The 19,575-nt window shown below is 64.3% G+C and carries 15 protein-coding genes; 4 read left to right on the top strand and 11 right to left on the bottom strand.

Annotated elements, in window-relative coordinates:
* Positions 1–16 precede the first annotated feature (16 nt).
* From BM193_RS00080 to BM193_RS00120, 9 genes are all read right to left on the bottom strand, one after another.
* Positions 17–1,903 carry a propionate--CoA ligase gene (locus BM193_RS00080; RefSeq protein ID WP_092794116.1) on the bottom strand — a complete coding sequence of 629 codons (1,887 nt, stop codon included), beginning with the start codon at positions 1,901–1,903 and terminating at the stop codon, positions 17–19.
* A gap of 62 nt (positions 1,904–1,965) precedes the next feature.
* Positions 1,966–3,192 (bottom strand): hypothetical protein, encoded by a 1,227-nt coding sequence (locus tag BM193_RS00085; RefSeq protein ID WP_092794119.1) that lies wholly within the window; start codon positions 3,190–3,192, stop codon positions 1,966–1,968.
* 13 nt (positions 3,193–3,205) lie between these two features.
* Positions 3,206–4,732 (bottom strand): MBOAT family O-acyltransferase, encoded by a 1,527-nt coding sequence (locus tag BM193_RS00090; RefSeq protein WP_092794122.1) that lies wholly within the window; start codon positions 4,730–4,732, stop codon positions 3,206–3,208.
* 163 nt (positions 4,733–4,895) lie between these two features.
* On the bottom strand, positions 4,896–6,101 hold the full coding sequence (gene prpF, locus BM193_RS00095; protein ID WP_092794125.1) for a 2-methylaconitate cis-trans isomerase PrpF: 1,206 nt from the start codon (positions 6,099–6,101) through the stop codon (positions 4,896–4,898).
* 149 nt (positions 6,102–6,250) lie between these two features.
* Positions 6,251–8,845, bottom strand: a complete 2,595-nt coding sequence (gene acnD / locus BM193_RS00100; protein ID WP_092794128.1) for a Fe/S-dependent 2-methylisocitrate dehydratase AcnD — start codon at positions 8,843–8,845, stop codon at positions 6,251–6,253.
* Between the two features lie 23 nt (positions 8,846–8,868).
* The gene (prpC, locus tag BM193_RS00105; protein ID WP_092794131.1) at positions 8,869–10,023 is read right to left on the bottom strand and encodes a bifunctional 2-methylcitrate synthase/citrate synthase; all 1,155 of its coding nucleotides are present in this window, start codon (positions 10,021–10,023) and stop codon (positions 8,869–8,871) included.
* Between the two features lie 79 nt (positions 10,024–10,102).
* Positions 10,103–10,990 carry a methylisocitrate lyase gene (gene prpB / locus BM193_RS00110; protein WP_092794135.1) on the bottom strand — a complete coding sequence of 296 codons (888 nt, stop codon included), beginning with the start codon at positions 10,988–10,990 and terminating at the stop codon, positions 10,103–10,105.
* A 362-nt stretch (positions 10,991–11,352) separates the two neighbouring features.
* A complete protein-coding gene (locus tag BM193_RS00115) occupies positions 11,353–11,601 on the bottom strand; it encodes a hypothetical protein (RefSeq protein WP_034783948.1) in 249 nt (82 codons plus the stop codon).
* Positions 11,602–11,724: 123 nt separating this feature from the next.
* Positions 11,725–11,961 (bottom strand): hypothetical protein, encoded by a 237-nt coding sequence (locus BM193_RS00120; protein WP_092794138.1) that lies wholly within the window; start codon positions 11,959–11,961, stop codon positions 11,725–11,727.
* Between the two features lie 177 nt (positions 11,962–12,138).
* Here BM193_RS00120 and BM193_RS00125 point away from each other — a divergent pair, with 177 nt between their 5' ends.
* From BM193_RS00125 to BM193_RS00140, 4 genes are all read left to right on the top strand, one after another.
* On the top strand, positions 12,139–12,996 hold the full coding sequence (locus BM193_RS00125; RefSeq protein ID WP_092794141.1) for an MBL fold metallo-hydrolase: 858 nt from the start codon (positions 12,139–12,141) through the stop codon (positions 12,994–12,996).
* A gap of 141 nt (positions 12,997–13,137) precedes the next feature.
* Positions 13,138–15,273, top strand: coding sequence for a T6SS effector phospholipase Tle3 domain-containing protein (locus tag BM193_RS00130; protein ID WP_092794143.1), 2,136 nt, complete (start codon positions 13,138–13,140; stop codon positions 15,271–15,273).
* A 130-nt stretch (positions 15,274–15,403) separates the two neighbouring features.
* Positions 15,404–16,732: a virulence factor gene (locus BM193_RS00135; RefSeq protein WP_254785740.1), complete on the top strand. Its 1,329-nt coding sequence runs from the start codon at positions 15,404–15,406 to the stop codon at positions 16,730–16,732.
* 122 nt (positions 16,733–16,854) lie between these two features.
* Positions 16,855–18,297, top strand: a complete 1,443-nt coding sequence (locus BM193_RS00140) for an MFS transporter (RefSeq protein WP_092794149.1) — start codon at positions 16,855–16,857, stop codon at positions 18,295–18,297.
* Between the two features lie 127 nt (positions 18,298–18,424).
* Here BM193_RS00140 and BM193_RS00145 read toward each other — a convergent pair whose 3' ends face one another.
* Positions 18,425–19,330, bottom strand: a complete 906-nt coding sequence (locus tag BM193_RS00145; protein ID WP_092794151.1) for a LysR family transcriptional regulator — start codon at positions 19,328–19,330, stop codon at positions 18,425–18,427.
* A 5-nt stretch (positions 19,331–19,335) separates the two neighbouring features.
* The gene (locus BM193_RS00150) at positions 19,336–19,569 is read right to left on the bottom strand and encodes a hypothetical protein (RefSeq protein ID WP_092794154.1); all 234 of its coding nucleotides are present in this window, start codon (positions 19,567–19,569) and stop codon (positions 19,336–19,338) included.
* Positions 19,570–19,575: the final 6 nt, after the last annotated feature.

Here is a 19,575-nt window from a genome sequence, read left to right on the forward strand (position 1 = left end):
GTAAATTACCGCGCCTTTACGCCAGAGCCGACTGGATCTGCTGCAGCGCGGCCGGATCATCCATCGACGTCACGTCGCCGGGACTGCGCCCTTCGCAGACGGCCTGGATCGAACGGCGCAGCAGCTTGCCCGACCGCGTCTTCGGCAACTGGTTCACGAACAGCACGCGCGCGGGCCGCGCCACGGCGCCCAGCTGGCGGTCGACCACGGCCATCACTTCGCGCTCCAGGGCCGCTTTCGCCTCGATGCTGTCGAAGCCCTGCGGATGCTTCAGGATCACGAAGGCCATCGCCACCTGCCCCTTGAGTTTATCCTCCACGCCGACCACGGCCACCTCCGACACGTTCGGATGGCTGGTGATGCTTTCCTCGATCTCGCGCGTGCCCAGGCGGTGGCCGGCCACGTTGATCACGTCGTCCGTGCGGCCCAGAATGAAGTAATAGCCATCGGCGTCGCGCACGCCCCAGTCGAACGTGGAATACACTTGCCGGTCGCTGAAAGTGGACCAGTAGGTGTCGACGAAGCGGGAGTCGTCGCCGTACACGGTTTGCATGCAGCCAGGCGGCAGCGGGCCTTCCAGCGCCAGCACGCCCTTCTCGTTGGCACCGCACTCCTCGCCCGTCGCTTCGTTCAGCAGCTTGACCCGGTAGCCGTACATGGCCAGGCCGGGGCTGCCCAGGCGCGTCGGCGTGTCCGCCACTCCCTTGGCCACCGACAGGATGGGCCAGCCCGTCTCCGTCTGCCAGTAGTTGTCGATGATGTCGACCTTGAGTTCATCGGCGATCCATTGCGAGGTGGTTTCATCGAGCGGCTCGCCCGCCAGATACAGCGCCTTCAATGACGACAGGTCGTGCTTGCGCAGCAGTTCCACCGGATGCTTGCGCAGCACACGGATGGCCGTCGGCGCCGAGAACATGCGCGTGACCTTGTATTTCTCGACGATGCTCCACCAGATGCCCGCATCGGGACAGGTGGGCAGGCCCTCATACAGGATGGTCGCCATGCCGGCGATCAGCGGGCCATAGACGATGTAGGAATGCCCCACCACCCAGCCGATATCCGAGGTGGCAAAGAAGGTTTCGCCCGGCTTGCCGCAGAACGTGTACTGCATCGACGATGCCAGCGCCACCGCGTAGCCGCCCACGTCGCGCTGCACGCCCTTGGGCTTGCCCGTCGTGCCCGAGGTGTACAGGACATATGACGGCTCGTTCGATTCCAGCCAGGTGACGGGTACGCGCGCGTCCAGGTGCTGCCCGCGCAGGGCCGCATAATCGGCGTCGCGGCCCGGTGTCAGCTCCATGGGCACAAGATGGCGGTCGACCAGCAAAACGTGTTCGGGCTTGTGGCTGGCCAGGCGGATAGCTTCATCGAGCAGCGACTTGTAGGCGATCGCCTTGCCGTTGCGCGAGCCGGCATCGGCGGAAAACACCAGCCTGGGCTGCGCGTCATCGATGCGGCTGGCCAGGCTGTTGGCGGCAAAGCCGCCAAACACCACGGAATGCACGGCGCCGATGCGCGCGCAAGCCAGCATGGCGAAGGCCGCCTCGGCGATCATCGGCATGTAGATCAATACCCGGTCGCCCCTGGCGACGCCCAGCGACAGCAGGATGGCGGCGCAGCGCTCCACTTCGCGCTGCAGCTCGCGAAAGCTGTAGCTGCGCTCGGTATTCGTCTCGGTGGAAATGGCGATCAGCGCGGCGGCATCGCCCTGGCTGTCCACCCAGCGGTCGACGGCGTTGTGGCACAAATTGGTGGTGCCGCCCACGAACCACTTGGCAAATGGCGGGCGGGAATAATCGAGCACTTGCGAAAACGGGGTATGCCAATCGATCTTTTGCGCTTCCTCGCGCCAGAAAGCGTCAGGCGTGTCGATCGAGCGTTGATAAAATGCTGCGAAATTCATGTCTCCTCCGGTAGGCGTCAATCTGTCGTTATTATTTGCTCGTGCATGTTCCGTTTATCTGTTCATCTGCCTCCTCCGGTATAGCCATGCTGTGCCGCCAGCAGCGGCGATGAAAACAAGGCCGGCTGCGCCGCCGCACAAACACTGCGCTCCTGTGCGATCCGCGCGCGGTTTTGCGCCAGGCTGGCGCCATCGAGCGGCATGCCGAACCGGCTGTCGCCAGGCGCAGAGTCGCGCGGTGACATCACGCGCCGCAGCACGATGTCGCCCAGCGCCTTCTTGAAATGCCCCGCTTCCCAGTACCAGCGCGTGGCCATGCCACGCTCATTGGCGGCGGGAATGCGCTCGCAGTTGTATCGGCCATAGCCGCTGAAATCAATCAGGGAAATATGCGCATCCGGGTGCTGTGCCTTGACCGCGGCAATTGCCAGCACCAGCTGTGTCTTCCACTCCTCGAACAGTGGCCACACGCCGGCTGCCTCGAACATGGCGAGCATTTGCGCGTGATACGGATAGATCACCAGCTGGACGTCGGCTTGCGTGGCCGCCATCGCCAGCAAGAAGCTGCGCAACAATTGAAAGTCTTCGGTGGCAAGGCCGCGCGTCGATTTGCGGCGCAAGTTGGCGGCGCTCTCCCGCGCCCGCTGCGCAAACATCTTCTGGTAGCCATCGCGGCGCGCATGGGCGCCATATTCCAGCAAGGGATTGAAGCCATCGGCCGACAGGGTGGCCGCCTCGCCGTCATGCTGGATGCGCAGCGTGTGCACGGCATCCTTGAGCGACGCCAGTGAAAAGAGCGCATCGAAGCGCCAGTCGGCGCGGCCCTGTGCAGGCGCCGCAGCGGTTGGCGCCGGGCGCGCGGCCGGCGGGATGGCAGGGTTGAGAAAATCGATGAATTCCAGGCCCACGATAACCGTGCGCGGATGGACACCCGCCTGGCGCAATTGCGCGAACTGGCTGGCGGACGTGGCCAGCCCCGTGCCGGGAATCGCCAGGTTGTAGCCGGAACCCAGCGCCGCCAATGCGCTGGCGCGCGGATCGAAGCCGATCTCGGCGCGCGAATTGCCAAGGATGATGAATTGCGGCTGCCTGCGCAGCGCATGTTCCATCTTGATCTGGTTCTGGTAGCGGCTCAAGCCCGGCTTGACGGCATTGAAATCATCGCGTCGCACGACGCCATACAAACCGTAGGGATCGACGATGAGCACGACGGCGCCAGCGAGCAAGGCGCCCCCCGCCAGCAGCAGCGCCAGGGTGGCGAGATACGATTTGAATGGGGATGCCGTCATGCCATGCCCTCCCCTAGAATTGAAAATACAGGAATTCGGCGGGCCGGTTCAGGGCCAGCATGCTCGCCAGCGCCAGCACGGCGATGGCGGCCGCCCAGGCGGGCGAGGCGCGCCATGTGAGCGGATACCGGCCATCTGCCTGGACATCCAGCGCCGGATCGAAGCGGCGCATGATCTGCTGCGTATTCGGCAAGGCAAAGGTAATCAGCGCCGCCACCGCTATCCAGGTCCACGTCTCGATGAAGAGTGTGCCACCGCCCAGGTAAAAGCCCATGCCCATGGCCGCCAGCACCGGCTGCAGCGGCAGCAGATGGGGCGCCAGCGCATCGGGCAAGGCCAGGCCGAAGCCGCCTGCCATGCCTTTGATGATCGTCAGGGCCACCGGCAGGTCGGGCGCGCGAAAAAAGACCCAGGCAACGCAGACGGCGGTGAACGTGAGGATCGTCGCCAGGGCGCCCCCCGCCCGCGTATCGCCAGGCAGGCGGCAGCGGCGTGCGACGGTGTTCCAGCCCTTGTGGATGGCCAGGTAGGCGCCGTGCAGCGCCCCCCATACAATGAAATTCCAGCCCGCGCCATGCCACAGGCCGCCCAGCACCATGGTGATCATCAGGTTCAGGTAGCGCCGCAGCGGGCCGCAGCGGTTGCCGCCCAGCGGGATATACAGGTAATCGCGCAGGAAGCGCGACAGCGTCATGTGCCAGCGGCGCCAGAATTGCGCGATATTGCGCGCCTTGTAGGGCGAGGCGAAATTGAGCGGCAGGCGCACGCCAAACAGGCGCGACAAGCCGATGGCCATGTCGGAGTAGCCGGAGAAATCGAAATACAGCTGGAACGCATACGCCAATACCCCGCCCCAGGCGATCAGCAAGGATGGCGCGGCGGGATCGTCGAACAGCGGCGTCGCATAGGGGCCGATGTTATCGGCGACTAGCACCTTCTTGGCCAGGCCGATGAAAAAAATCGTGCTGCCGATGGCGATGTTGCCGGCCGAGAGGCGGAAGGTGCGCTGGTCCGCGAACTGCGGCATCATTTCCTTGTGATGCAGCACGGGGCCGGCGATCAGGTGCGGGAAGTAGGTGACGAACAGCAGGTAGTGAATAAAACGGCTTTCCTGCGCCTTGCCCTTGCAGGTATCGACCAAAAAGGCGATCTGGGTAAAAGTGAAAAACGAGATGCCGATCGGCAGTATCACGTGCAAGGCGGGCATGGGCCGTTCCAGCAATTGCGCCAGGCCGGCAACGAAGAATCCCGCGTACTTGTAATAGGCGAGCAGGCCGAGGTTGGCGGCAATGGCCGCCGCCAATATCCACTTGCGCCGCGCTGGCGCGCTGGCGGCCAGCCACGCCGCGCAGCCATAGTTGAAGACGACGGAGCCCAGCAGCAGCGGCAGGTAGCGGTAGTCCCAGTAGCCATAGAAGAACAGCGACGCCGCCGCCAGCCAGGCTGCTGCCCATGACTGACTGCGGCGTCCCAGAATGAAAAAACCGGCCACCGTGATGGGCAGATACGCAAACAGGAAGACGTAGGAATTAAATAGCATCTGTTCACCTATCGGGCAGGAGCAAGGTTTGCCAATGTGGCCGTGCGCGGCCTGGCGGCGCCACGCCATTTTTCCTTGTCGTACCGTTTCCTGGTAGCGGAAAAATCAATTTTTCCCGACATTCCTGCTTGGCCGGGCCACCTGCGGCCCGGCCAAGCAAGGGCTAAGCCGTGAAGGAGTCGCCTGGGACGCGCGCAAGGCCTTCCATCAACACGCGCGCGCTGCGGCTCATGATGGCCTTGGTGACGCGCCAGGCGCCATCGACCAGCGCCGCTTCCGCGCCCACCATCAGGGTGCCGGACGGATGGCCGAAGCGCACACTGGTCTTTTCGCCGCCGCCCGCCGCCAGGTTGACGAGGGTGCCGGGAATGGCCGCCGCCGTGCCGATGGCCACGGCCGCCGTGCCCATCATCGCGTGGTGCAGCTTGCCCATGGACATGGCGCGCACCAGCAGGTCGATGTCGTCCGCCGCCACCCGCTTGCCGCTCGACGAGACATAGCCGGCCGGCCTGGCGACAAAGGCGACCTTCGGCGTGTGCTGGCGCTTCGACGCCTCGTCCAGATTGGCGATGAGACCCATGCGCAAGGCGCCATGCGCGCGGATGGTCTCGAAGCGGGACAGCGCTGCCGGATCGCCATTGATGGCGTCCTGCAGTTCCGTGCCCGTGTAGCCGATGGCGTCGGCGTCGACGAAAATCGTCGGGATGCCGGCATTGATCATGGTGACCTTCAACACACCGATGCCAGGCACGTCGAGGTCGTCGACCAGGTTGCCAGTCGGGAACATGGCCGAACTGGCGCCATCACCGCCCTCCTCGTCCGCGGCCGGGTCGAGAAATTCCAGTTTCACTTCGGCGGCCGGAAAGGTCACGCCATCGAGTTCGAAGTCGCCCGTTTCCTGCACTTCGCCATGCGTCATGGGCACGTGGGCGATGATGGTCTTGCCGATATTGGCTTGCCAGATGCGCACCGTGGCCACGCCGTCGCGCGGCACGCGGGCGGCGTCCACCAGGCCGCTGGCAATCGCGAACGAACCGACGGCGGCCGACAGGTTGCCGCAATTGCCGCTCCAGTCGACGAAGGGCTTGTCGATGGAAATCTGGCCGAACAGATAGTCGACATCGTGTTCCGGCTTGGCGCTTTTTGCCAGGATCACCGTCTTGCTGGTGCTGGAGGTGGCGCCGCCCATGCCGTCGATCTGCTTGCCATACGGGTCCGGGCTGCCGATCACGCGCAGCAGCAGCGCATCGCGCGCCGCGCCTGGCACTTGCGCGCTGGCGGGCAAATCCTGCAGGCGAAAGAACACGCCCTTGCTGGTGCCGCCGCGCATGTAGGTGGCGGGGATCTTGATTTGGGGGGTGTGGCTCATGAAAATTCCTGCGTTGAATGGCTGATTAAACCCAACGGCGAAATGCCGGGGGCGGACCCTGAGGGTCCGACCCCAGACCTTGCCTTTGGGGTGAATTGCGTGATCACATCACAAAGCTGGGGTCAGACCCGGCGGGTCTGACCCCATAATCAGGCAGCCTTGGACGACTCGAGGAAATCCTGCGCAAATCGCTGCAGCACGCCGCCCGCCTCATAGATCGACACCTCTTCCGCCGTATCGAGGCGGCAGGTGACGGGCACTTCGACCGTGTCGCCGTTCTTGCGGTGGATGACGAGGGTCAAGGTGGAGCGCGGCGTGCGCTCGCCCACGACGTCGTAGGTTTCGCTGCCATCGAGGCCCAGGGTCTTGCGGTTTACGCCCGCCAGAAACTCCAGCGGCAAGACGCCCATACCCACCAGGTTGGTACGGTGGATGCGCTCGAAGCCTTCGGCCACGATGGCTTCCACGCCGGCCAGGCGCACGCCCTTGGCGGCCCAGTCGCGCGAGGAACCCTGGCCATAGTCCGCGCCGGCGATGATGATCAATGGCTGCTTGCGCTCCATGTAGGTTTCGATGGCTTCCCACATGCGCGAAATCGTGCCGTCCGGCTCGATGCGCGTGAGCGAACCCGCCTTGACTTTACCGTCCTCGATGACCATCTCGTTCTTCAGGGTCGGGTTGGCAAACGTGGCGCGCTGCGCCGTCAAATGGTCGCCACGGTGCGTGGCGTAGGAATTGAAGTCTTCCTCGGGCAAGCCCATTTTCGCCAGGTATTCGCCGGCCGCGCTATCGAGCATGATGGCGTTCGATGGCGACAAATGGTCGGTGGTGATGTTGTCGCCCAGGACGGCCAGCGGACGCATGCCCTTCAAGGGGCGCGCGCCGGCCAGCGCGCCTTCCCAGTATGGCGGTCGGCGGATGTACGTCGTCTGCGGGCGCCAGTCGTACAGCGGGCTGACCTTGATGCCGTCATCGGCCTGCTTGGCGAACATGGGAATGTACACCTTGCGGTACTGCTCCGGCTTGACGCTGGCAGCGACGATGGCGTCGATTTCCTCGTCGGACGGCCAGATATCTTTTAACAAGATCGGCTTGCCGTCGGCGTCATGGCCCAGCACGTCCTTTTCGATGTCGAAGCGGATGGTGCCGGCAATCGCGTAGGCCACCACCAGCGGCGGCGAGGCGAGGAAAGCCTGTTTCGCGTACGGGTGGATGCGGCCGTCGAAGTTGCGGTTGCCCGACAGGACAGCCGTGGCGTACAGGTCGCGCGACACCACTTCATCCTGGATGACGGGGTCGAGCGCGCCCGACATGCCGTTGCACGAGGTGCAGGCAAACGCCACCACGCCGAAGCCCAGTGCTTCGAGTTCCGGCATCAGGCCCGCTTCCTGCAGGTACAGTTCCACGGTTTTCGAGCCGGGCGCCAGCGACGATTTCACCCACGGCTTGCGGGTCAGGCCCAGGCGGTTCGCATTGCGGGCGATCAGGCCGGCGGCGATCATGTTGCGCGGGTTGTTCGTGTTGGTGCAGCTGGTGATGGCGGCGATGATGACGGCGCCGTCCGGCATCTTGCCCGGCTCGTTTTCCACCACGCCGGAAATCCCGCGCGCGGCCAGTTCCGACGTCGGCACGCGATTGTGCGGATTCGACGGGCCGGCGATATTGCGCACCACGGACGACAGGTCAAAGCTCAATACGCGCTCGTACTGCGCGTCGGCCAGGCTGTCGGCCCACAGGCCAGTCTCTTTCGCGTACAGCTCCACCAATTTGACCAGTTCGTCGTCGCGGCCCGTCAGCTTCAGGTACTTGATGGTTTGCGCATCGATGTAGAACATGGCGGCCGTGGCGCCGAATTCCGGCGCCATGTTGGAAATCGTCGCGCGGTCGCCCAGGGTCAGGTGCGACGCACCCTCGCCAAAGAATTCCAGGTAGGACGAGACGACCTTCTGCTTGCGCAAAAATTCCGTCAGCGCCAGCACGGTATCGGTGGCCGTGATGCCCGGCTGCGGCTTGCCCGTCAGCTTGACGCCGATGATGTCGGGCAGTCGCATCCACGAGGCGCGGCCCAGCATGACGCTTTCCGCCTCCAGGCCGCCCACGCCGATGGCGATCACGCCCAGCGCATCGACCATCGGCGTGTGCGAATCCGTGCCCACCAGGGTGTCGGGATAGGCTACGCCGTCCTGCACCTGGATCACGGGCGACATGCGCTCGAGGTTAATCTGGTGCAGGATGCCGTTCCCCGGCGGGATCACGTCGACGTTTTTAAAGGCTTTCTTGGTCCAGTCGATGAAGTCGAAACGGTCTTCGTTGCGGCGGTCTTCGATGGCGCGGTTCTTGGCGAAGGCGTCGGGGTCGAAACCGCCGCATTCGACGGCCAGCGAGTGGTCGACCACCAGCTGCGTCGGCACCACGGGGTTCACCAGGGCCGGGTCGCCGCCCTGGGCCGCGATGGCGTCGCGCAGGCCGGCCAGGTCGACCAGGGCCGTCTGGCCCAGGATGTCATGGCAGACGACGCGGGCGGGAAACCACGGAAAGTCCAGGTCGCGGCGGCGTTCGATGAACTGGCTCAGCGAGGCGTTCAGGGTGGCCGGGTCGCAGCGGCGCACGAGGTTTTCGGCCAGCACGCGCGAGGTGTACGGCAAGGTGGCGTAGGCACCTGGGGCGATCGCATCGACGGCGGCGCGCGTGTCGAAGTAATCGAGCCCTGTTCCCGGCAAGGGTTTGCGGTGCAGGGTATTCATCGGGGTACTCATTGCTGTGCTCATTATTTGCGGTCCTTGATCGGCACGAATTCCAGGTCTTCCGGGCCCACGTAGTTGGCGCTCGGGCGGATGATCTTGTTGTCGATGCGCTGTTCGATGATGTGGGCGGCCCAGCCCGAGGTGCGCGAAATGACGAACAGCGGCGTAAACATCGCCGTCGGCACGCCCATCATGTGGTACGAGACAGCCGAGAACCAGTCCAGGTTCGGGAACATGTTCTTGATTTCCCACATGACCGATTCCAGGCGCTCGGCGATGTCGAACATCTTGGTGGAACCCGCTTCCAGCGACAGATTGCGCGCCACTTCCTTGATGACCACGTTGCGCGGGTCGGAAATCGTGTAGACGGGGTGGCCGAAGCCGATCACCACTTCCTTGTTGGCGACGCGCTCGCGGATGTCCGCTTCCGCTTCGTCGGGGTTGTCGTAGCGTTTCTGGATATCCAGCGCCACTTCGTTGGCGCCGCCGTGTTTCGGGCCGCGCAGCGCGCCGATGGCGCCCGTGATGGCCGAATGGATGTCCGAGCCCGTGCCGGCGATGACGCGGCTGGTGAAGGTCGAGGCGTTGAATTCGTGTTCCGCGTACAGGATCAATGACGTGTGCATGGCTTTTTCCCACGACGCCGATGGTTTTTGGCCGTGCAGCAGGTGCAGGAAGTGGCCGCCGATCGAGTCGTCGTCCGTTTCCACCTCGATGCGCTTGCCGTTATGGCTGTAGTGGTACCAGTACAGCAGCATGGAGCCGAACGACGCCATCAGGCGGTCGGCGATGTCGCGCGCGCCAGGCGCGTTGTGGTCGTCCTTTTCCGGCAAGGTGCAGCCCAGCACGGAGACGCCCGTGCGCATCACGTCCATCGGATGGGCGGCGGCCGGCAGCGCTTCCAGCGCCAGCTTGACGGCGGACGGCAAGCCGCGCAGCGACTTCAATTTGGCCTTGTAGCCTTTCAGTTCCGCGCTGGTGGGCAGCTTGCCGTGCACCAGCAGGTAGGCGATTTCCTCGAACTCGCAGCTGTCGGCCACGTCCAGGATGTCATAGCCGCGGTAGTGCAAATCGTTGCCGGTCTTGCCGACCGAGCACAGCGCCGTGTTGCCGGCGGTGACACCGGACAGGGCGACGGATTTTTTAGGCTTGAAAGTGGCGGCTTGCGGTGCGGTCATTGTGTTCTCCAGATTGAATAGTCTCGGGTGCGTCACTGCGGGACCGGCATGCGGTCCCTGCTTCTTTGCTTATTCCTGCTTACTTCTTTTGCGCGGCGAACAGCGCGTCGAGTTTTTGCTCGAAATCATGGTAGTTGATCGATTCATACAGTTCCATGCGCGTCTGCATGGTGTCGACGACATTCTTTTGCGTGCCATCGCGGCGCAGCGCCCGGTAGACGTTTTCCGCCGCCTTGTTCATGGCGCGGAAGGCCGACAGCGGATACAGGGCCAGGCCCACGTGGGCGCTGCGCAGTTCGTCCAGCGTGAACAGCGGCGTGGCGCCGAATTCCGTGATGTTGGCCAGGATCGGCACGTTGACGGCCTTGGCGAAGGTGGCGTACATGTCCAGGTCCGTGATGGCTTCCGGGAAGATCATGTCGGCGCCCGCTTCCACGCAGGCAACGGCGCGTTCCAAAGCCGCTTCCAGGCCGTCGACGGCCAGCGCATCGGTGCGCGCCATGATGACGAAGTTCGGGTCCGTGCGCGCATCGACGGCCGCCTTGATGCGGTCGACCATTTCTTCCTTGCTCACGATTTCCTTGCCAGGACGATGACCGCAGCGCTTGGCGCCCACCTGGTCTTCGATGTGCAGGCCGGCCGCGCCGAACTTGATCATCGATTTCACCGTGCGCGCCACGTTGAAGGCGGACGAACCAAAGCCCGTGTCGGCGTCGACCAGCAGCGGCAGGTCGCACACGTCTGTGATGCGGCGGATATCGGTCAGCACGTCGTCCAGGCTGGAAATGCCCAGGTCAGGCAAGCCCAGCGAGCCGGCCGCGACGCCGCCGCCGGACAGATAGATGGCCTTGTAGCCGGCGCGCTTGGCCAGCAAGGCGTGGTTGGCGTTGATGGCGCCGACGACTTGCAGCGGGGATTCTTCCTGGACGGCCTTGCGGAATGCGGCACCTGCGGAGTATTGAGTCATGTGTTCACCTTATGGGTTTCGGATGGTCCCGAATGTTTCACGGAGTGGTTATGTGCTTCACTACTGCAAATGCCGTGCCAGGGCTAGCCGGCCAGCTGGAAAAGCCGATACCGCAGAGCGAAAACGCAGGGAAGCTGCCCATCGGGCGTCGCATAGCAGCTGTCACGCCGCGGAACAGCGATGTCACATTTGGCGTCAAAAACGTTTCATCATTGTTTCATGCAACGCATTTTGAAACATTGAATGAAACATGCGACAGGCAGGAAGACGGCGGGAATGGAAGCCGAGGCTGGCACGGCGCGCAATAAAAACAGCCGGCGGGTGCCGGCTGAGAACAATACGGGTGAAACCAGACAGACAGGCTAGGCCAGCCGCACCAGAGGATTGGCGATGATGTTGTCGATCTGGCGCACCGCCTCTTCGCAGGCGGCGGCAATGGCGCCCTCTTCGTCGTCGCGCACGAACTGCATGGTGGAACCTTCGAAGACTTCCAGGCCTTCCGCGGTGGCGCGTTCGATGTCGCAGCTGGCGGACCATTTGCCATCGGTGGTGGGCACGGCCAAGGGAACGATTTCCCAGCCTTTATAGTGAATTTTAGAACTGCTATCCATGGGGTGCCTCCATATGAACTGACTCAATACTGGAAATCGTAGCATGAAGCGCCGCTGGCGGCGACGAGTTTCATGCGCCGCAGGCGGTCAGGCCGATTTTCAGGCTAAACGATTTACGCTGGCTCAAGGGCGCAGCAGATTATCCACTTCCGTCTTCGCCACTTCCAGCCCGGCGATACAGGCCGTCTCGGGCGCCAGGTAGCCCCCCAGGGTGCGGCTGCGCGTGATCGCTTGCGCCTCGGGTTCCCCCTCGCGCTGCAAGCGATAGGTAAAGTCCCACAAGTCGTCATTGTCCTTTTGCGGCGTCACGGAGATCGTAAAACCGCGGTATTGCTCGCTACGTGCAGTGGTATCGTTCATGAATTCCTCCTTGTAAGAATGAGATTACCATGCAGCAAGCCGCAGGGTGCGCACGACTGTGCCACACGCGAACGGACTCCCTTATCTGTTTTTCGCATGTCAAAAGTGAATTTGCAGCATTTTTCTGGCGAACTCTGACGATATAATGATGCTCCCTGCCCGCACCTTGCCGCCGTGATGACTCCACAAATCCAAGCTTTCTTCGACCCTGCCACCGCCACCGTCACCTACGTTGTCTACGCGGCGGACGGCCAGGACTGCGCCATCATCGATTCCGTGCTCGACTACGATCCCAAGGCGGGCCGTACCTCGACCACGTCGGCCGACAAGGTGATCGCCTTCGTGCGCGAACACGGCTTGCAGTGCCGCTGGCTGCTGGAAACCCACGCGCACGCGGACCATTTATCGGCCGCGCCTTACCTGCAGCAGCAACTGGGCGGCGACGTCGCCATCGGCGCCGCCATCCAGACGGTGCAGCAGGCGTTTGCCCAGGTCTACCACCAGGATGGCGCGCGCGCCGACGGTTCGCAGTTCGACCAGCTGTTCGCGCCCGACCAGGTATTCCATATCGGCGCGCTGGAAGTGCGCGCCCTGCACGTGCCCGGCCACACGCCGGCCGACCTGGCCTACCAGATCGGCGACGCCGTCTTCGTCGGCGACACCCTGTTCATGCCGGACGTGGGCTCGGCCCGCTGCGACTTCCCGGGCGGTTCGGCCGCGCTGCTGTACCGCTCCGTGCAGCGCCTGCTGGCGCTGCCGCCGCAAACGCGGCTGTTCATGTGCCACGACTACCCGCCCAACGGCCGCGCGCCGCGCTGGGAAGTGACGGTGGCCGAACAGCGCGCCAGCAACATCCACCTGCGCGACGGCATCACGGAAGAACAGTTCGTGGCCATGCGCACGGGCCGCGACGCCACCCTGGACATGCCGACCCTGATCCTGCCCGCCATCCAGGTCAACATCAACGCGGGCAAGCTGCCCGAGCCGGAAGACAACGGCGTGCGCTACCTCAAAATACCGCTGAACGCGATCTGATTTCCCCCAGCATTCCCCGCCCGCCGCGCCTCCTTACTTGACACCACGCAAGTCCCACCGCAGGCAATCCGCATACAGTGCAGATTGCCTGAGTTCGCTTGGGCGCCGCCTTTTCCTGTTGAACCTTGACGGAGTGCCCGCATGCTTCCCGATTACACGCCAGGCGCCGACTGCCTGCTGCTGGCCGAAGCCGAAGGCACGGCCTTGTTCAGCCATGCGCTGCTCGAGGCCGTCACGCGCCTGCCGCGTCCCGGCATCGTCATCTTCGTGCATGGCGTCAATTCCGATGGCGAATGGTATGAGCAGGCGGAACAAGGCCTGTGCGCCGGCCTGAATGCGCGCCTGAAACGCCGCGACGAGGACCTGGCGATCCCTGGCCCGGCCGCCGGACAGATGCAGGCCGCCACTTACGCACGCGAACTGACGGATGACGGCTTCCTTAATCCCAAGCGCAATGCCACTACCTTCCTGCTGGCGGACGACGCCAACTCTCCCGTGATCCGCTTTCGCTGGGGCTACAAGGCTAACGGCGAGGAATTGCAGGCATTTGGCGACGGCATCTACCTGAACGAAAAGAATTACTGGGGTGGCGGACCGTTCGCCAACGGCTGCAGCGCCCTGCCTGACCTGTGGGGCCAGGGCTTGTCGGAAGAACTGTTCCTGTGGATGCATATCCAGCACATGAACCCGACGAATGACCGGCAAGTGTATGCCTGTCCGCCGCGCCCGTATTTTGTGTTCGCCGCCTGGCGCCTGGCGCGCCTCGTACAATCGATCAGAGCGTGCCAGCACGACGCACCCGTCACCATCGTCTGCCATAGCCAGGGCAATATGGTGGCCATGGCGGCCGCCTTTCTCGGCGAAACGCTGGGACCGTCCGCCGTGGCCGACAGTTATGTGCTGTGCAACCCGCCCTACAGTTTGCTCGACAGCAACTTCACGGAAAACTGGGTCAGCGGCCATCTGAAGGATGAGCATGGCAATACGGGCCGGCAAAAGTATGAGGCGCGCACGCAAACCTTGAAAGCGTTTTTCAACATCCTGCGCACCCGCCCGGCCATGCAGCAGGATGCCGCCTTTGTCGACGAGTGCAGCGCCAATCGCAAGCCTGAACGCAAGGACAGCTATACGGCCGAGTTCGACCGGGCAGGCCACGGCTTGCATGGCTCCACCTATGGCAGGGTCACCCTGTATTTCAACCCGCACGACCAGGTGATTTCCGCCACGCCCGTGCAGGGCATAGGCTGGCGCGGCATGTCGGCACAGGAAATTGCCGATACGGGTGGCGAAGGCGTCTTCACCCAGCGCGTGTTTGCGCATAATCACCTTGTCGGCCAGGAAAATGAAAAGGACTACGACATCTGGCAGCGCAATGGCCAGCCCTTGACACCGGACAGCCTCGATTTCTGGCACCCGCGTTCACTGATCGCCGAGTACTCGATCAAAAAGGGCATGCGGGCCAGCAAAGGCATCGGGCGCAAGATACTGACCTTCCTCTTCGCCCCCATCGTCATCGTGCTCGCCAAGACGGCCGGCACGCGCATCAACGCCCTGCCGCCCAAGTCCTGGCGGCTGCCGATGAAGGCGCCCAGGCTACCCGAGCCCTTCCTGCCGCATTCGAAACGCTTTGCCGATACGAGCGAACAATTTGACGAAGGCTGCGATGCCGCTGCCGACTCCCTGCACAAGGACCGCGCCGCCGAAGCCGATGACGCGTATGCGCCTTACCGCGCCCAGGGCAAGGGCGATGCGCACACCGAGGCAGCGCTGCGCTACGAACAGAACGGCATGCTGCGCATGCAGGCCAGGCGCGACGGCTGGGCCGAAAAAGGCAGGCCCGTAACGGCGGTGGACAAGCCGGAAGAGGCTAGCAAGGAATTCAATGCCTGGCGCAAGAACGAAATCCAGAGCTACCTGGCCGCCAATATCGACACCCACGCCACCGACCACTCGACCATCATGACCAATCCCGAGCATGCGGAAAAGGCGTTGGCGTATGACGTGGCGGTGGGGGTGTGCACGATCAGGCAGGAGGCGTTGCGCGAATTAAGGGTGGCGGCGGATTGGCAAATACTAGGAGGACTGGAGAATACCGACAAAAACAAAGAATTTTTCGAGTACTACAACAAGGGAAAATTTCAAGGCGTGCCTCTATTTGAATGGGCAAACGATAAAGATAGCCCCGCCAAAAAGCCGGAAAACATCATTGACGAGCGCCAGAATGCCAGGCCTGCCGAGCCGTCCACCAACTTTGCACTGAGGACTGACGGTGCGTAAGTTCATTGCCACGCCGCGCCGGCGACTGGCCTGGGCGCTCACCACATTTCTCTTCGTCACTTTCCTGGCACTCTGGTCCACCTGGCCGGACTATGCCGGCCACCAGAATGCCCCTACACCTGGAGACCTCATGAAACAGTTCCTCGCGCTGCCCATGCTCGCAGCTTTCTCCATGTTTGCGCTATTGACAGCCTGCGCCACGAAGCCAGCGCAGAAAGAAGAAGGTCTCCCAAAAGCCACTGTCCAGATTCCCTTCCGGGCACAAGTCGTGGGCCTGCAGTGGCTCAACCCTCTGCAACGACGCGACTATCCGACCGAGTGGCAGCTGCTCTGGACGCTCGGCCTGGCCAAGCCCAACAAGAATGACGATATGGTCAGGACGGATCCCAGAGGTTTCAGCACCTTGCAGGCCGTCGCCCCCATTGCCCACGATATCAATGGAAGGGAAACGTTCAAGGGTTACCACTATAAGTACTTACAAGAACTAATGAGCAATTTCCACGATATCTATTTTTCCAGCCCCACCTACTTCTACCACGTCTACCCCAAGGATCAGAAACAGAACTGGCGCGAACTGGCAGGCATCCGCGTGGAGTATGCCCTGCCTGAAGGAAAATTCGATCCGGCAGAAGTTCATCAGACAATAAAAGATGAAATTATCAGCAATTTCGAAATCGGCAACACCCACTTCCCGACTCTCTGGACCCGCACCACCCCGCCCGACGTGCGCATCACCCTGGGCGGCAACAATGCGGGCTTCGTCTCCCTCCACGCCGCGCTGGCGTACCTGGAAGCGCATCCGCAGGAAACCGTGTGGGTCATGAACTGGGATGCGCCGAGCCGGCCCAAGCCGATGCAGATCAATGAAAACCTGGTGCTGCTGGTGCTGGCCGGCCCTGATTACAAAACGGAGCGGGCGGCGCTGGCGTGGATAGGCTATCCGGCCACGAAGAATGTCGCCGATTTTGCACTGGCCAAGGACAAGCCGCCGCGCGCCGTGCAGGCCTGGCAGGCCGTATTTGCCGACGCGGCACGCCAGGGCGGCAAGACGGAAGAAGACATCGGCTACGTCATCCACGACGCCAACAAGACCTTGCCCGCCTCCTCCGACCGGCTGGCCCAGCTGGCGCATGCCTTGAACCTGGAAGTGCCAGGCTTCGACTTCCTGCCGCAGACTTTCAATACCCCGGCCCTGCTGGGCGAAATGGGTGCCGGCACGGCGCTGACCAATGTCGCGCTGGGCATCGCCCATGCCAACCACGTCGGCCAGCCGGTGCTGGTGGCGGGTACCAGCGATCCCGACAGCGTCACGGCCGTGCTGGTGTCGCCGCCGGCCACGGTGCGGCCCATCACCCACGACAAGCCGTGGTTCCGCGCGCGCGGCGAAAATAATGCGTATCTGCCGTGGTGGGGCATCCGCCATGACACGGCGGACAATATGCAGGGATACTCGGATTGAAATCCGAAGGAAATGCCGCACACATGGCGTCAGACGCAACAACACAATGCAAACGATGCGTCTTCCGCCATGCCAATTCCCTCGCTACCATGTGCTGACCCTATTGAAGGATCAGCCACGCCATGCATCCACCGTCAACATCCGCACCACCCGAGCAGCAATCCATCACATTTCCCGTGCGCGGCGCGCTGGCCAGCCTGTCCTTGGCGATGCTGCTGCCCGCGCTGGGCACCAGCATCGCCAACGTAGGCCTGCCCGACATGGCCAGCGCCCTGCATGCGTCCTTCCAGGATGTGCAATGGATCGTGCTGGCCTACCTGCTGGCCGTCACCGCCCTGATCGTCAGCGTGGGCCGCCTCGGCGACATGGTGGGCCGGCGCCGCCTGCTGCTGGCCGGCATCGCCCTGTTTGCCCTTGCCTCCACCTTGTGCGCCCTGGCGCCCACCTTGTGGCTGCTGGTCGCCGCGCGCGCCCTGCAAGGCCTGGGCGCGGCCGCCATGATGGCGCTGACCATGGCCTTTGTCGGCACTACCGTGCCCAAGGCCCGGACGGGCAGCGCCATGGGCCTGCTCGGCACCATGTCGGCCGTCGGCACCACGCTCGGGCCCGCGCTGGGCGGCCTGCTGATCGCGCGCTTCGGCTGGCAAGCCATTTTTCTCGTCAAGGTGCCGCTGGCCTGCGTGGCGCTGCTGCTGGCCTGGCGCTTCCTGCCTGCGGACCCGCGCGGCGCGTCCGCCAAACGGCCCGTGTTCGACCACTGCGGCACCGTGCTGCTGGCGCTCACCCTGGCTGCCTATGCGTTGGCCATGACACTGGGGCGTGGCCATTTCGGCATGCGCAACGCGGCGCTGCTGCTGGCCGCCTGCATCGGCGGCGCGCTGTTCGTCTGCGTCGAACGCAAGGCGCCAGCGCCGCTGATACACCTGTCCATGCTGCGCGCACCCGTGCTTGGCGCAGGCCTGGCGGCCAGCATGCTGGTGTCGACGGTCATGATGTCCACCCTGGTCGTAGGCCCCTTTTACCTGTCCCGCGGCCTGGGCCTGGGGGCGGCCGCCACCGGCATGGTGCTGGCGGCCGGTCCGCTGGTGGCGGCGTTCTGCGGCGTGCCGTCCGGCTGGCTGGTGGACCGCTACGGCGCGCAGCGCATGGGCGGCGCGGGCCTGTGCGGCGCCGCCGGCGCCTGCCTGGCGCTGGCCCTGCTGCCGGCCAGCCTGGGCATCGCCGGCTACGCCGCACCCATCATGCTGCTGACGGCCAGCTACGCGCTGTTCCAGGCCGCCAACAATACGGCGGTGATGGGCGACATCGCCGCCGGGCAGCGCGGCCTGGTCTCCGGCATGCTCAATCTGTCGCGCAACCTGGGCCTCGTCACGGGCGCCTCCGTGATGGGCGCCTTGTTCGCCGCCGGCGCCAGCGATATTGCCAGCGCCCCGCCGGCGGCCATGATCCGCGGCATGCACGCCACCTTTGGCGTGGCCAGCGCGCTGATACTCGCTGCGCTGGCCATTTTCCTGCTCAGCCGCGCCTTCAGCAGGCGCCGTTCGCCGGCGCGGGACCGCGCATGATGCGCACCCGCACAATGCCAGCGCTGCCTCCGCCGCTGTTACTGCTGCTGGCCCTGGCCCTCGGCGCCACCCTGTCCGGCTGCTGCTGGCCTTGAGCTGCCGCGCCGACAGGCCGGTAGCGGCGGCGTCAGGCCCCGTCCAGCTGGCCCGCGCAGGCGTCGATCACGCAGCCGCGCAGCCAGCGATGGGCAGGATCGGCATCCATGCGCGGATGCCACATCAGCGACACGCTCAGCTCGGGCATGCGCAGCGGCAGCGCAAAGCTGAACATGCCGGCGCGCAGCTTGCCCGTATGGCGTTCCGGCACGGTGGCGATCAGGTCGGAACCGGCGGCCAGCGCCAGCGCCGCCGCAAAGCCGCCGACGATGCTGGCGACCGTGCGCTGCAATCCCAGCGCGGCCAGCGCATCGTCCATCGGTCCCGTCTCCTGGTCGCGCCGCGCCACCAGCACATGCTGGCCGGCCGCATAGCGCTCGGCGCTGATCCCGCCTTGCGCCAGCGGATGGCCGCTGCGCACCACGCCCACGAAACGGTCGCCGAACAGCCGGCGCGTGCGCACTTCCGGGCTGGTGAGGCTGCCGATCACGCCCGTTTCCAGGTCGACGCTGCCCTCGCGCAGCAGCACGCTTTCGCGGTCGATCTTTTGCACGAAACGCAGCCGCACGCCGGGCGCCTGCGCGCCGATATGCGCGAGCAGCGCCGGGCCGAAATTTTCCACGAAACCGTCGCTCGCACGCAGCTTAAACGTCTGCGCCAGCTGGCGCGGGTCCAGCTGCTGCGCCGGTCCCAGCACGGCCAGCACCTCGCCCAACAGGGAGCCCACTCTTGCGCGCAGCTCCAGCGCGCGCGGCGTGGGCACCAGTTCACGCCCGGCGCGCACCAGCAGCGGATCGCCGGTCGTCTCGCGCAGGCGGGCCAGGGCCCGGCTCATGGCCGATGGGCTCAGGCGCAAACGCCGCGCCGCGCGCGTGACGCTGCCTTCGGCCAGCAGGACATCGAGGGTGATCAGCAGGTTCAGATCGGGCAGCGGCATGGTGTTTAGCCTGGCACGCGTTGCCGGCGCCATATCTGGCGCGTGCCGGCGGCTATCCGCTCCAGTTCGCCCATGGCGTGCAGCCGCAGCAGCGCCAGCTCGATGGCGCGCGGCGGATATTGCCCGGCCAGCCACCACTGCGCGATGCCTTCACAGGTGTCGGCCGCATGCGGATACTGGCACAGATAGGTACGGATCTGGTCGATGATGCTGTCGAGGAGGGCGGAATCTGAAGTCATGAAATA

Origin of the sequence: Janthinobacterium sp. 344, from assembly GCF_900112025.1 — a bacterium.
Classification (GTDB): Bacteria; Pseudomonadota; Gammaproteobacteria; order Burkholderiales; family Burkholderiaceae_D; genus Janthinobacterium.

Coding starts and splice junctions, on each gene's coding strand:
- BM193_RS00120 (WP_092794138.1), bottom strand. CDS start 11,961: ATGAACGATACCACTGCACGTAGCGAGCAATACCGCGGTTTTACGATC.
- BM193_RS00135 (WP_254785740.1), top strand. CDS start 15,404: ATGAAACAGTTCCTCGCGCTGCCCATGCTCGCAGCTTTCTCCATGTTT.
- BM193_RS00085 (WP_092794119.1), bottom strand. CDS start 3,192: ATGACGGCATCCCCATTCAAATCGTATCTCGCCACCCTGGCGCTGCTG.
- BM193_RS00145 (WP_092794151.1), bottom strand. CDS start 19,330: ATGCCGCTGCCCGATCTGAACCTGCTGATCACCCTCGATGTCCTGCTG.
- prpC (WP_092794131.1), bottom strand. CDS start 10,023: ATGACCGCACCGCAAGCCGCCACTTTCAAGCCTAAAAAATCCGTCGCC.
- acnD (WP_092794128.1), bottom strand. CDS start 8,845: ATGAATACCCTGCACCGCAAACCCTTGCCGGGAACAGGGCTCGATTAC.
- BM193_RS00080 (WP_092794116.1), bottom strand. CDS start 1,903: ATGAATTTCGCAGCATTTTATCAACGCTCGATCGACACGCCTGACGCT.
- prpF (WP_092794125.1), bottom strand. CDS start 6,101: ATGAGCCACACCCCCCAAATCAAGATCCCCGCCACCTACATGCGCGGC.
- BM193_RS00130 (WP_092794143.1), top strand. CDS start 13,138: ATGCTTCCCGATTACACGCCAGGCGCCGACTGCCTGCTGCTGGCCGAA.
- BM193_RS00090 (WP_092794122.1), bottom strand. CDS start 4,732: ATGCTATTTAATTCCTACGTCTTCCTGTTTGCGTATCTGCCCATCACG.
- BM193_RS00140 (WP_092794149.1), top strand. CDS start 16,855: ATGCATCCACCGTCAACATCCGCACCACCCGAGCAGCAATCCATCACA.
- BM193_RS00115 (WP_034783948.1), bottom strand. CDS start 11,601: ATGGATAGCAGTTCTAAAATTCACTATAAAGGCTGGGAAATCGTTCCC.
- BM193_RS00125 (WP_092794141.1), top strand. CDS start 12,139: ATGACTCCACAAATCCAAGCTTTCTTCGACCCTGCCACCGCCACCGTC.
- prpB (WP_092794135.1), bottom strand. CDS start 10,990: ATGACTCAATACTCCGCAGGTGCCGCATTCCGCAAGGCCGTCCAGGAA.
- BM193_RS00150 (WP_092794154.1), bottom strand. CDS start 19,569: ATGACTTCAGATTCCGCCCTCCTCGACAGCATCATCGACCAGATCCGT.